The sequence below is a fragment of the Fonticella tunisiensis genome (assembly GCF_004364155.1).
In the GTDB taxonomy this organism is placed as follows: Bacteria; Bacillota; Clostridia; order Clostridiales; family Caloramatoraceae; genus Fonticella; species Fonticella tunisiensis.
This window is the reverse complement of the sequence record NZ_SOAZ01000011.1, coordinates 22,059-35,291: the sequence shown is the minus strand read 5'-3', so window position 1 is coordinate 35,291 and position 13,233 is coordinate 22,059. Positions and strand designations below refer to the sequence as shown.

General features: G+C 39.1%; 13 protein-coding genes and 1 pseudogene. 3 read left to right on the top strand and 11 right to left on the bottom strand.

Translation table 11 applies throughout. The features are described 5' to 3' along the window. Positions 1 to 175: 175 nt before the first annotated feature. The 4 genes and pseudogenes from pcrA to EDD71_RS07890 all read right to left on the bottom strand — a co-directional run bounded on the left by pcrA (position 176) and on the right by EDD71_RS07890 (position 5,695). Positions 176 to 2,386: a DNA helicase PcrA gene (pcrA, locus tag EDD71_RS07905; protein ID WP_479724198.1), complete on the bottom strand. Its 2,211-nt coding sequence runs from the start codon at positions 2,384 to 2,386 to the stop codon at positions 176 to 178. A gap of 136 nt (positions 2,387 to 2,522) precedes the next feature. Beyond that, a complete protein-coding gene (locus EDD71_RS07900; RefSeq protein WP_133628204.1) occupies positions 2,523 to 2,798 on the bottom strand; it encodes a hypothetical protein in 276 nt (91 codons plus the stop codon). A 254-nt stretch (positions 2,799 to 3,052) separates the two neighbouring features. Then, a pseudogene (locus EDD71_RS07895) lies at positions 3,053 to 5,185 on the bottom strand (heavy metal translocating P-type ATPase). Positions 5,186 to 5,365: 180 nt separating this feature from the next. After that, complete coding sequence (locus EDD71_RS07890) at positions 5,366 to 5,695, bottom strand: YerC/YecD family TrpR-related protein (protein ID WP_133628203.1); 330 nt, start codon at positions 5,693 to 5,695, stop codon at positions 5,366 to 5,368. A 345-nt stretch (positions 5,696 to 6,040) separates the two neighbouring features. Here EDD71_RS07890 and EDD71_RS15290 point away from each other — a divergent pair, with 345 nt between their 5' ends. Together EDD71_RS15290 and EDD71_RS15285 are read left to right on the top strand one after the other, a co-directional pair. Further along, positions 6,041 to 6,193 (top strand): hypothetical protein, encoded by a 153-nt coding sequence (locus EDD71_RS15290; protein WP_166636396.1) that lies wholly within the window; start codon positions 6,041 to 6,043, stop codon positions 6,191 to 6,193. A 2-nt stretch (positions 6,194 to 6,195) separates the two neighbouring features. Next, entirely contained in the window at positions 6,196 to 6,351 is a 156-nt protein-coding gene (locus tag EDD71_RS15285) for a hypothetical protein (protein WP_166636395.1), read from the top strand. Positions 6,352 to 6,359: 8 nt separating this feature from the next. Here EDD71_RS15285 and EDD71_RS07885 read toward each other — a convergent pair whose 3' ends face one another. The 3 genes from EDD71_RS07885 to EDD71_RS07875 form a co-directional block, all read right to left on the bottom strand. Further along, on the bottom strand, positions 6,360 to 7,088 hold the full coding sequence (locus EDD71_RS07885) for a pseudouridine synthase (RefSeq protein WP_133628202.1): 729 nt from the start codon (positions 7,086 to 7,088) through the stop codon (positions 6,360 to 6,362). Between the two features lie 251 nt (positions 7,089 to 7,339). Next, positions 7,340 to 8,677, bottom strand: coding sequence for a patatin-like phospholipase family protein (locus EDD71_RS07880; protein WP_133628201.1), 1,338 nt, complete (start codon positions 8,675 to 8,677; stop codon positions 7,340 to 7,342). A gap of 28 nt (positions 8,678 to 8,705) precedes the next feature. Then, complete coding sequence (locus EDD71_RS07875; RefSeq protein WP_133628200.1) at positions 8,706 to 9,338, bottom strand: lytic transglycosylase domain-containing protein; 633 nt, start codon at positions 9,336 to 9,338, stop codon at positions 8,706 to 8,708. A gap of 160 nt (positions 9,339 to 9,498) precedes the next feature. Between EDD71_RS07875 and EDD71_RS07870 the strand changes: the two genes are divergently transcribed. Further along, positions 9,499 to 9,750 carry a hypothetical protein gene (locus EDD71_RS07870; RefSeq protein ID WP_133628199.1) on the top strand — a complete coding sequence of 84 codons (252 nt, stop codon included), beginning with the start codon at positions 9,499 to 9,501 and terminating at the stop codon, positions 9,748 to 9,750. Positions 9,751 to 9,763: 13 nt separating this feature from the next. On the opposite strand, the gene EDD71_RS07865 is transcribed toward EDD71_RS07870, so the two are convergent. From EDD71_RS07865 to EDD71_RS07855, 4 genes are all read right to left on the bottom strand, one after another. Then, on the bottom strand, positions 9,764 to 10,747 hold the full coding sequence (locus EDD71_RS07865; RefSeq protein WP_133628198.1) for an asparaginase: 984 nt from the start codon (positions 10,745 to 10,747) through the stop codon (positions 9,764 to 9,766). Between the two features lie 105 nt (positions 10,748 to 10,852). Beyond that, positions 10,853 to 11,011 (bottom strand): hypothetical protein, encoded by a 159-nt coding sequence (locus EDD71_RS15280; protein WP_166636394.1) that lies wholly within the window; start codon positions 11,009 to 11,011, stop codon positions 10,853 to 10,855. A 174-nt stretch (positions 11,012 to 11,185) separates the two neighbouring features. Next, positions 11,186 to 11,542: a hypothetical protein gene (locus EDD71_RS07860; protein WP_133628197.1), complete on the bottom strand. Its 357-nt coding sequence runs from the start codon at positions 11,540 to 11,542 to the stop codon at positions 11,186 to 11,188. Between the two features lie 233 nt (positions 11,543 to 11,775). Next, positions 11,776 to 13,212 carry an NCS2 family permease gene (locus EDD71_RS07855; RefSeq protein WP_133628196.1) on the bottom strand — a complete coding sequence of 479 codons (1,437 nt, stop codon included), beginning with the start codon at positions 13,210 to 13,212 and terminating at the stop codon, positions 11,776 to 11,778. Positions 13,213 to 13,233: the final 21 nt, after the last annotated feature.

Genomic DNA, 13,233 nt, shown 5'->3' with positions numbered 1-13,233 from the left:
GCGTTGTTCGCCCCTACACCTTTACGCTGTTCGCCCCTACACCTTTACGCTGTTCGCCTCTACACCTCTGCACTGTTCACTTGCCACTTGTCACTAATCATTATCCATCATCCACTACCCACTATCCACTATATCAACTTATCACTTGTCAATTATAACTTGTCACTAAAAAATATTACAGTATCTCTATCGGCGCCGAACTTAAAAGCAAATTCTTAAGCCCAACGTTATCAAAATGAACCGTTATCTGCTTATCCTGACCTGAAGGCTTCACTGCTATTACAAGGCCCTTGCCAAATACCCTGTGCTTTATTTTAATCCCTGCTTTGATTTCGCTAACCTTTACTGCATTTGAACTTGATGATACCGTAGAAGATACAGGGGATGCTATATGCCTTGGTTTTGATAGGCTGTGGGGCTGGCTGTAACCTTCGTAGCCGTAGACCCTGTTAAAGCTCATGCTTCTTGAGGATACATCGTCAATAAGTTCTTCAGGAATCTCCTCCAGGAAGGATGATGGTGAGTTAAACATGGTTCTGCCGAACATGAGCCTCTGCCTTGCGCAGGTCATATAGAGATTTTCCTTTGCCCTTGTAATCCCTACATAGCAGAGCCTTCGCTCCTCCTCCATCTCGTCTCTATCCTCAAGCGCTGAGAAGTGAGGGAAAATCCCCTCCTCCATACCTGCTATAAACACCACCGGAAACTCAAGCCCCTTTGCTGTGTGCATAGTCATCATCGTTACTCCGCCTGCATCATTTAACTCATCCTGGTCAGATACAAGGGCAACCCTTTCGAGGAAGGCCGAAAGGCTCTTATCCTCCGAAGACTCCTCAAACTCAACGGCCGATGAGTAAAATTCCTGAAGGTTTTCTATCCTTCCCTGGCTTTCGGGGGTGTTATCTTCCCTTAGCTCCCTTATATACTCTGTCCTTTCAAGTATTTCATTTATAAGCTCCGATACCTTTATCTTATCCTTCATAACGAAGAAGTAGTTCATAAGGCTTATGAACTTATCCATGGCATTTGCGGCCCTCTTGGTAAGGCCTTCTATGTTATCAATTTCAAGCATGCTGCTGTAGAGGCTGATATCCTTTTCCAGAGCATACTCCTTAACCTTTGCAATGGAAGAGTCTCCAATTCCCCTTTTGGGAACGTTTATTATCCTCTCAAGGCTTACGCTGTCAAGGGGATTGTTTATAACCCTGAGGTATGCAAGTATGTCCTTTACTTCCTTTCTGTCATAGAACTTGAGTCCCCCAACAACCCTATAGGGAAGTCCTGAAGTTACAAAGGCTTCTTCAAGTATACGGGACATGGCATTAGTCCTGTAAAGAACTGCAAAATCCCTGTAGGAGTACCCTTTAGAAGCAAGCTTATTTATTTCGCCTATTATAAACCTTGCCTCATCCCTATCCGTTTCAGCCCTGTAGAATTTTATGTTATCCCCGGCACAGTTTTCTGTCCAGAGCCTCTTTGCCTTTCTATTTTCATTGTTGGCTATAACATAGTTTGCAGCTTCAAGTATCCTCTTTGTACACCTATAGTTCTGCTCAAGCTTTATAACCTTCGCATCGGGATAATCCTTCTCAAAGTCCAGTATATTCCTTATGTCAGCCCCCCTCCAACTGTATATGGACTGGTCATCATCCCCCACAACGCAGAGGTTTCTATGGCTCTTTGCAAGGAGGTTTGCAAGCTCATATTGGGCCCTGTTTGTATCCTGATACTCGTCTATGAGTATATACCTGAACTTTCTCTGGTAATAGCTGAGGACATCTGGATGCTCCTTAAAAAGCTTTACAGTTTTCATTATTATATCGTCAAAGTCAAGGGCATTATTGGCCCTGAGCTTCTTTTGATAAAGCTTGTATATTTCTGCAAACCTTTTATTTTTAAAATCGTTTCCGTACTGCCTGTAATATGTATCCTCGTCTATGAGCACATCCTTCAGGGAACCTATTTTGTGAAGCATATCCTTAGGTGGAAATACCTTTTCATCAAGGTTAAGCTCTTTAAGGCAGTCCTTCATAATCTTTTCCTGATCGGAAGTATCATATATAACAAAGTTTCTATCATAGCCAAGTTTACTTATATCCTGTCTCAATATTCTAACGCATGAGGAATGGAAGGTGCTGATCCACATGTTCCTTGCATCTTCTCCAACAAGGGACTCAACCCTTTCCTTCATTTCCTTTGCCGCCTTGTTGGTAAAGGTTATTGCAAGAATATTTCCCGGGTAAACATCCTTTTCCTGAATCAAATATGCTATTCTATATGTCAAAACCCTCGTTTTTCCCGAGCCCGCTCCCGCAAGTATAAGCAGGGGCCCCTCAGTAGTTTCGACAGCTTCCCTCTGTTCCTTATTCAGACTGTTTAAATCTATCATAACTTCCTCCTGTGTCCTTTATTATCTTTAATATTATAGCATTAATGAAGAAATTGCAAAACACATAACAAAAAGGGGAAGCACCAATATTTTGGTGATTCTCCTTTGGTATCAATAAAATTATTTAAAACTTCTAGGCACTTCTTAATATTTTCCAAGCGAAAATAAGAATTATATAATGAAACAGTAGAAGGTTATAATAAACAACAGATAATTGATTATCATCGATAGATTTCTTTTCCGCTGCTTTAAGAGTTAGTATTCCTTCCTCATAATTAGAAATTGCTGCCTCCGATTTTGCCTTATTCAAAAGATTATTAAAAGAGAGTTTATCTGGGGGTACCCTATTATAGATATCAACAGCCTCCTTATACTTTCCTTGAATAAAGTATTCTTCAGCTTTTTGCAAATCATTAGAACACCCATAAGTCAATATTAAGGAACAGATTAATAGTATAAATACTAATTTTTTAACTATTGTTCTCTTTATAATCCTCCTTAATAATTTTTATCGCCCATATATTAACAATTTTGTTATTATTGTCTATAATTAAATTTTAGCATAAAAATAAAAATTCTGCTGTAGGAGTAATTACTCCTACAGCAGAACATATGAAACAAACTATCTAATTATTTGTCAAATGGAAATAATGCACAAATTATCTACACATCCCTCACATTCAAAACTCTCATGGCATTAAGCACAGCAATCAGCGCCACGCCTACATCTGCAAATACCGCTGCCCACATTGAAGCCATTCCAAGGGCACCTAAAAGAAGCACGAAAAGTTTTACTCCAAGGGCAAATATAATGTTCTGCCATACGATTCTTCTCGTCCTCCTTGCAATTCCTATGGCGCCTGCAACCTTTGAAGGCTCATCGGTCATAATTACAACATCCGCCGCCTCAATTGCTGCATCTGAGCCAAGGCCTCCCATCGCAATACCTACATCCGCCCTTGCAAGTACAGGGGCGTCGTTTATTCCATCACCAACGAAGGCTATTTTACCCTTTACGCCCTCCTTTTTTGAAAGTTCCTCAACCCTCTCAACCTTCTCATGGGGCAAAAGCTCTGCAAATACTTCGTCTATTCCAAGCCCTGAGGCGACCTTTTCTCCAACGGATTTAACATCCCCCGTCAGCATGACGGTTCGTTTAACTCCTAAAGCCTTAAGTGATCTTATAGCCCTTTCCGAATCCTCTTTAATTTCATCGGATATTATTATATGTCCTGCGTATTTCCCATCCACAGCTACGTTAACTATTGTACCTGCTGCATCTACTTCCTCAAATGATATATTTTTCATCTTCATAAGCTTTGCATTTCCGGCAAGTATCTCCCTGCCTCCTGCAAAAACCTTTATTCCGTACCCTGGAATCTCCTCATAACTTTCTATATCCTCTTTGTTTATTTCCTCACCATATGCCTTTAATATGGATAGTGCTATTGGATGGTTTGAGTGTGACTCACAAAGGGCTGCAAACCTTAAGAGTTCATCCTTTCCTATACCATCAGCGGGATTTACCTCAGTAACATTGAAAACTCCCTTTGTAAGGGTACCGGTTTTATCAAATACTACAGTGTCTACATAGTTTAGGGCCTCAAGATAGTTGCTTCCCTTAACAAGTATTCCGTTCCTTGATGCCCCTCCGATACCCCCAAAGAATCCCAGAGGTATTGATACCACAAGGGCACAGGGGCAGGAAATTACAAGAAATATTAAAGCTCTATAGAACCAGTCGGAAAATCTCGCTCCAGGTAAAACAATGGGCGGAATCGCTGCAAGGACAAGGGCAGTAAACACGACTGCAGGAGTATAGTACCTTGCAAACTTTGTTATAAAGTTTTCCGTCTTTGCCTTTCTGCTGCTTGCATTTTGAACGAGGTCAAGTATTTTAGATACCGTGGATTCCCCGAATTCCTTCGTTACTCTTACAGTTAAAGCTCCATTCTTGTTTATAAAGCCTCCAAGTACCTCGTCCCCTTCTATAACTTCCCTTGGAAGAGATTCTCCCGTAAGGGCTGATGTATCTACCATAGATTTACCATCTATCACAACGCCATCAAGGGGTATCCTTTCACCGGGCTTTACAAGTATTATATCCCCTGCCTCAACCTCCTCGGGTGAAACCCTTTCCACATCATCTCCAAGCTTCAAATTTGCATAATCAGGCCTTATGTCCATAAGGGCTGAAATTGACTTCCTTGAGCGATTAACAGCCATATCCTGGAACATTTCACCTATCTGGTAAAAGAGCATAACCGCAACACCCTCCGGGAACTCCCCTATTACAAAGGCGCCTATGGTTGCAATGGTCATAAGGAAGTTCTCGTCGAAAACCTCTCCCCTTGCGATATTTCTTACCGCCTTGGTTAGGACTTCACATCCAACCAGAAGATAGCTTATGAAAAACATTGCAAACTCCAGGTAGAAATTAAATTTAAATATTGTTGGTATAATGAGCAGGACTGAACCAGCCACAAGCCTTATAACTTCCTTCCTTACTCCGCCTTCTTCTGCCTTTTCCTCCCGCGCATCCATATGTCCTTTTATTTTACGTTCATCGATAACCTCTACATGGCTCTCTATCCCCTTTATTATTTTTTCAGCTTCCTCAGTAATTTGACGTACTCTTCCTCTGTCCTCTATTTCAATTGTCAGCCTTCCTGATGCGAAATCTATTTTTGCATTTTTAACGCCATCCAGGCGCCTTATACTTCCCTCCATTTTGGAAGCACAGTTGACTCATCCAAGCCCCTTAAGAAACAGGGTTTTGTTGTATGATTTGGCCATATTCTTTTCCATGCCATCCCCTCCATTCTATAAAAAAATCTGCCTTCCTGCGTCATATTATCATATCAGAATACTTTATTTATTATATGAATATTTGTTCATATATTCTAATTTTATTATATTATCAATCATTCAAAAAATCCACTCAAAAAAAATAAAATGCAGGAAAAATCCTGCATTTTATTTTTCATTTTCAGTTTTGTTCTTCTCCTCTAAGGCCTCCAGCCTTTCAAACACCCTGTTATACCCATCACTTCCATAGAGAAGGCATCTATTTACGCGGCTTATGGTTGCTGTGCTTGCTCCTGTGGCATCTGCGATGTCTATGTAGGTCCTTTTCTCCTTGAGCATTTTTGCAACCTGAAGCCTCTGAGCTATGGCTTTAATCTCGTTTATTGTGCATATGTCCTCAAAAAATCTGTAGTAATCCTCCAGCGTTTCAAGGGTCATCATGGCTTTAAATAAAAAGTCCATTTCCTCACTTTTTAATTTGGACTCATACTCCCTCACTGTATCACCTCAAACATTCTAAATCTTTAGGAGCATAAACTACGGCTAACTATTGCCTAAATAGCAAGGAATACGAATTAAACTCATAAATAATGCCAATTACATTATAACATATAACAACTTTTTTGCCATAGATAAAGATAACTTAAAAAGATTGTTCCTTTAGCTAAATATGGACATAAATATCATATTTATTATTTTTCTGCATACAATATACATAATTTAACTCGTTGTGCTGGATAAATTTACAGATAGGCGCTGCGATAAAAAATATATTTCATTCACCAGCACGCTTAGCAAAGAAGTTTGAACCAGCACAACGGATTAATGTAGGGAGGTCTTACTATGGAAAAGGGATTTGAAAATCAGGACAAAAAAGATATATTAATCAAACTTCCTGATGGAAGGGTAATAAACACTTCCATATCAATCATTCAATCTAATGCCCGCAGGGACGAAACACAATCCCGAAGTAAATACAATGAAATGATGGGGTAAATATGACGGGTGTAGTTATAAAAATGGAAGAGGATATAACAACTATACTTACAGATGACAACAGGCTTTTAGAGGTAAATTCCCTATTTCTGCCTGTTAAGCTGGGTACTGGAGACAGAGTTGAAATTGATGGCAACAAAATAGTTCTCAGGCCATAGCCTGGGAACTATTTTGCTACTGCCCTTTTAAGCATATCTATCTCATCATCCGTAAGCTCCCTGTATTCACCTGGAAGCAGGCTTTCATCGAGCTTGAGGGGGCCTATTTCTATCCTTTTTAGATATACAACCTTTTTGCCAACGGCCTCGAACATCCTCTTAACCTGATGATATTTGCCTTCATATAAAACTACTTCTATTTCAGAAATCTCATCTGAGTTTAATATAATAAGCTCTGAGGGCATCGTCCTATAACCATCGTCCAAAATCACACCTCGCTGGAATTTCTTAACGTCATCCTCAGTAACCTTCCCATGTATTCTGGCATAGTACTTCTTTGGAACATGCCTCCTTGGGGACAACAGCATATGATTAAGCTCTCCATCGTTTGTAAGAAGTAAAAGACCCTCCGTATCCTTATCAAGCCTTCCAACCGGTGCCGGCTTAAATAATGAGTGCTCAGGCTCCAAAAGGTCAACTACCGTTTCATCATAATCATCCTCGGTTGCAGATATAACCCCCTGGGGCTTATTCATCATCAAATATATGTACTTTCTATAGAAAAGCTCCTCCCCCGAAACCACTATAACATCCTTTTCAGGGTCTACGTGCATGGATGAATCCCTAATCAGCACACCATTTACAGTAACCCCTTCATCCTTTACAAGCTTCTTTACTTCCTTCCTGGTTCCATACCCCATATTCGCAAGTACCTTATCCAGTCTCTCTCTCGCCATGTGCAGCCCTCCATATGCTTAGAATATATATACATAGTATACATTAAGTAAGAGAAAATTACACTTTTTATAAAATGCCAAACATCCAATGTAACCATGTCCAAATACTTTAGGGAGCTAAATAGGTAAATTGAATTTGCAGGGGCTAGAGATGGAAGGTCTAAAATTTTATCACCAATATAGTTGCAACCAGTTCACATTTCACATTTAGGTTCTAAAATGTGAAATGTGAACTGGTTGCCATTAAAAACCTAATTCTTCTTCGACAACACAAGTGATAAAAACATGTTTGCAATTGAAATCTTGGGGAATGCCACTGCTATGAACCTTCTAAACCTCTTTAGCTTCTCGTCGGTCTCATTAAGATAAGGTTCATAGGATATTATAAACTTTCCCTCAATAAGCGTCTTTTTAAGCTCCCTGTCAAACTCAAGCTGATTTCTGCTGATCATAAGGCGTGTAAGCCCCTGCATGTACTCCTTAAAGTCCCTACTGTTTTTTATATTCTCATATTCCTTCATTATCTCATCAATAAGCTCACTTAACGTATACACCCTTTTCCTCTCGATTCCAAGCTGCTCTGCTGTAATTTCCGCCATGGCAGGGAAAACCGTATCACCGGTTAACCTATTATCTGCATACTGACGAATGGTTCTCATTATTCTGTCCAATATAAACTTATTATTTACACTGGATTTCCCTCCCAAATCCATGCCGAGGAAGGCAAACATCTTCTTAAAATCTTCAATACCAAGGTTTTTAATATAAAGCTCCTTTGCTTCATTAAAATCCTCATTTGGAAATATGAAATATCTGCTTCCTTTAAGCTTTCCGAAGGCCTTTAAGGTATCATAATATCCAAGTTCAATATTAGCTTTTGATCTTTCACCATTAAAATCAAGCGTTCCTCCAAGGTCCTCCGAGGCCTTTATCTCTATAAGGTTTAAACCTTTCTTATCAACTTTTCTACTTATCCCCGGCCCCGATATATCAACTGAAATTATATCCTTTATTCCTTTCTCAAGCATCAAGGATATTGGCACATTATCATATACTCCTCCATCGATAAACCTTTTATTATCTATCTCATGGGGTTTAAAGGCCGGAAAACATGCACTTGCAAGAAGATAATCAACAAGCTTTCCCTCTGGAATATCCTTTTTAAACAGTTTTAAAGGTTTAAAATCACTAAGGGAAAATGTAACTATCCCAAGGTCAACGGGGGAATTTCTTATCCTATCTTCATCTATTATTTCTAAAAGCATCTCCTTTAAGGGAGTAATATCAAGCCCTCCCGCAGTTATAGCATTTTTTATTGCAGTTAAAAGCCCCATGGATTTCTTTCTATTTTCATTAACAACGGCAACTTCCTTTTCAAGCTTTATAACGTTTTCTATACTGATGCTCGTCCATAACTTATACGCAGTATCGAAGTCATCCTGTGCAATAATAGCTCCATTTAATGCACCAACAGAAGTTCCTGCAACGGCTTTTATCGATATGTTCAGCTCCCTCAGCGCCTTCCATACCCCGATCTCATATCCTCCCTTAGCGCCGCCCCCAGCAAGTACAAGACCATATTCCTTCATATCGTTTCCCCCTCAATAGAGCATAATATCATAATCCCAGAAATCTTTGGTAGTTTCTCATAACTCTGTCTACGTAGTTTTTAGTTTCCTCAGGCATTTTATTTATTTCCTGAGCAGTATCAACTCCAAGTCTTTTCATCCTTCCAATACCTCCATTGTATGCGGCAAGAGCCAACTCCTTGCTGCCGCTGAAGGCATTTAAAAGATTTTTAAGATACCTGGTTCCTCCATCTATGTTTTCAAGCACATCGAAGGGATTTTCAACTCCAAGGGATTTTGCAGTCCCGGGCATGAGCTGCATAAGACCCATGGCCCCTGCCTTTGAAAGGGCCGTCGGATTAAAACCTGATTCCTGAGCTATAACAGCCTTTATAAGCTCCCTTTCAACGCCGTATTTATTTGAAGCATAGTCAATGGCCTTTGATATATCTTCTGATTTCACTTTATCAAAATTATTCCCATCTATTTTGCTGTTTTCAATCTGTGCGGTTTGAGTATTTTGTTTATTTGATAAATCATTGGTATAGACGTTATTATTGTCGTTTAACATACTTTGAAGCACAAGCTCAAACATTAAAGATGTTTGGGTGTTATTTGAATTTGAATACAGGTTTTGAAGCATATAGACCTGTAAAACCCTTGCTACTTCATCGGCTTTCATGTATAATCACTCCCTATTGTATAAATTATAGCATAAATTCAGAGAATTTTTTATTAAAGTTTTTTTCATAAGCAGCTTTGCCTTTATACAATGTTGAATATAAATATTTCCCGGTAAATAAGCACATATTATAAATAAAAGTAGCGAAGGAAGTGAAAATATGTCAATATATAATGAAAACGATAGGCCTATTGATCCAACTGAAAACCATAAAAAAATAGATATATATCAACCTGAGGGAATGGATTACCCTATAATAGAGCAAACATACAACGCACTTCTATGGCCTGAGGCCCCAAAGGGAAGGATAGATCTTGAAAACACATACGAGATATCTACTGTTCCAGAGGATCCTGACACGCCCCTTGAAACGGTAGAAACCCTCGCAAGAAAAAAGGTTACACCAAATTGAAAAGGGGCTTCCTTTAATATAGCCCCATTTCAAATATCTCCTTTATTTCCTTCATATCGCTGGTTTTGCTCAGTGCAACCATAAGCTTAATTCTTGCCTTTTGTCCCGGAAGTGTATCTCCAAGTATTACGCCCATATTTGTAAGTTCTTTACCTCCTCCATGGTATCCATAGGAGTCAAGAACCCTTCCCTGATAGCATCTTGAAACTATGACTACAGGAACCCCCCTTGCTATTGCCCTTCCTACGCCATCCACCATACCAGGAGGTATATTGCCTCTTCCAGTACCCTCTATTACAATTCCCTTTACCCCCTGGCTTAATGAAAAATCAATAAACTTTGAATCCATACCTGCAGCACACTTTATAAGGTCAACCCTTGTTTCAATATCATCTATGTCAAAATGTTGTCTCTTTATGCTGTTCCTGTAGAATAAAACCCTATTGTTATCAACTATTCCTATTGGGCCAAAGTTAGGTGAATGGAAGGCATCAAGGCTCATAGAATTAGCCTTTGTAACCTCGCTTGCATAATACAGCTCATCATTAAAACACACCATAACCCCTCTTCCTATAGATTCATCTGAAATTGCTGTACAGATGGATGCTGCAAGATTAGCAGGCCCATCATAGCCAAGCTCTGAGCTGTTTCTCATTGCACCCGTCATAACAACAGGCTTATTGCTTTTTATAGTCAGGTCAAGGAAATATGCCGTTTCCTCAAGGGTATCCGTCCCATGTGTTACTACAGCACCTGATATATCCTCTCTATCAAGAATTTTATCTATGTATCCAGAAAGCTCAAGCATCATTTTTGGAGTCATATGAGGCCCGGGAAGGCTTGAAAAGGTATATGATTCAATTTGAGCATACCTTTCTATACCAGTTACCATAGACATTATTTCTTCTCCAGTCAACGTTGGAACAGCTGCTTGAATTCTTGGGTCAACCTTCATTGATATGGTTCCACCGTTAAATATTACAGCAACCTTTTTCATCACAATTCCTCCCGAATACCGTAAAATACATTCCAAAACTATTTTACAACTATTTTAATCAATAAAAAAGAAAGATAAAAACTGCCCCGACGGAAGCAGGGCAGTTTATTCCCCCCTGTAACTGTTTACAGCTTCAATTATATCCAGCATGCCCTTTCTGTATCCCTCTATATAATCCCTTGAAAGACTGTCTGGAGGGTAAATTATAAACTTATAAAAAATCTCTATAAGAGAAATCAACAGCTCATCCTTATCAACCTTCATATTCCCCTTCCCCCTTATAATGAGAATCCAAAATTTGTTCTCCCAGGAAAAAACCTTCTCTTTAATGTATTTTTAACCTGTTTTTTATATGATATGATATATTCACCATAAAGTTACATATAAATCCATAAAGATACCGGAAACCACATAAAAGGCTCCGGTACTTAACATTAACTATTGTTCCTGGGCTCTTATCTTCTTCTCATATTCCTCTTCACCAAACACAGCCAAAAGGGCTGCCTTACATACAGCCTCTATAAGGTTGTCCGCATGGGCTATATAGCGTTTGTGACTTTTCATACTGTCAAAAATGCAGCTGTGCTCATATTTGTTTATGTTAGTTATAGTGTATTTAAAATTCCTTTCTGCAAGCTTGTTGATGATTGTCATGATTATTGACGGGTCAGAGGAAAAATCCCTTAAGATGTTGTCATCTTTCCTTTCATCAGGTGTAATTCCAAGAACCTTCTGGCTAATGAGCAGGTTAAACTCCCTGCCCGGTTTCATATTCAATATATCCTGCTTATTCATATCCCACACTTCCTTTCGTTTTATTTTTCTGAAGGCGCTGTATAACCCCAGATTCAGGTGGATATATGAAAAGTATAGTGTTTAGTAGAACTTTTCGTATATTATATCATATATTTTTAGCAGAGTGTTTTCCAATTTTAGCCTAACAACAAAGGAGTGTGTTCCCGATTGAAACACACTCCTTTCTGCTATATAACTCCCACGGTGCGTATATTAAATTTTTGAAGCTGCCATTAGTTAGGCAGAAGCACAAATCTTAAAATAAACAATACTGCAAAAATATATATTATGGGATGAATTTCCTTACGCTTTCCTGTTATTAGCTTTATTGCTGGATAGAATATTAATCCTGCTGCTATGCCGTTTGCAATGCTGTATGTGAATGGCATAAGCGCTACTGTAAGGAATGCAGGAATTGAAGTTTCAATATCTGACCAATCTATCTTGGAAAGTCCGTCAGCCATTAATATACCGACAACTATAAGAGCCGGCGCTGTAGCTGCTGCTGGAACCATTCCTGCAAATGGAGCGATAAACAGACTGAGTAAGAATAATATACCAACTACCACAGAAGTAAGCCCAGTCCTTCCTCCCAGGCTTATACCTGCAGCACTTTCAACATAAGTCGTAGTGTTGCTTGTTCCAAGAAGCGCACCTATTGAAGTCGCAGTTGCATCTGCAAATAACGCCCTTTCAAGCTTTGATGAAAATCCATTTCCATTATCCACTGATTTTTCATCTTTTTCATCAAATATCCCTGATTTTCTACCTGTTCCGAGGAAAGTTCCAATTGTATCGAAGGTATCCGTAAGTGAAAAAGCAAATATTGTCGTTAATGCTATAAACATCTTCTGCCCATTAGCAAACAGTCCGCCAAAATCAAGTTTAAATAACGTTGGTTCAAGGCTTGGTACCGCAAAGCTTATACTTGAAAGTCCAGGAACACGAGTTACGTTAAAGAATATTCCAATTATTGTTGTAAGAACTATACCAAGGAGTATTGCACTTCTAACCCTGAGAACCATAAGAACTACTGTAATTATTAGACCTATAAGTGCAAGCTGTGAAACCGGATCTCTAAAGTTAACAATTGCAGGAATAATATCACTAAATATTCCCCCTTCGCCAAGGGAAACAACTTTATTTGCTGCTTCTCCAGTGAATTGAAGGAAATGGGCTTCCTTTATTCCAATATATGCTATGAAAAGTCCAATTCCACCGCTTATTGCATATTGTAGGGAAGCTGGTATTGCATGTATTATCATCTTTCTTATTTTAGTTACGGTGATTATTATATTTATGATACCGCATATAAATACCATAGCTAAAGCCTGCTGCCAGGTATATCCGAGGCCAAGCACTACTGTAAATGTGAAGAAAGCATTGAGGCCCATACCGGGCGCCTGGGCAAATGGTACGTTGGCAACAAATCCCATTATAAACGTTGCGATTGTTGCTGCAAGTATTGTTGCTACGAATACAGCACCCTTATCCATCCCTGCTTGAGCGAGAATTGATGGATTTACAAATATTATATATGCCATTGTAACAAAGGTCGTGATACCGGCCATAACTTCAGTTTTAACATTTGTACCGTTCTCTGATAATTTAAATAGTCTGTCCACAAAGGATCTGCTCGATTTTTTTACTCCTGGCTGAGTAATATCCATTGTACATCCTCCTTAAAATTA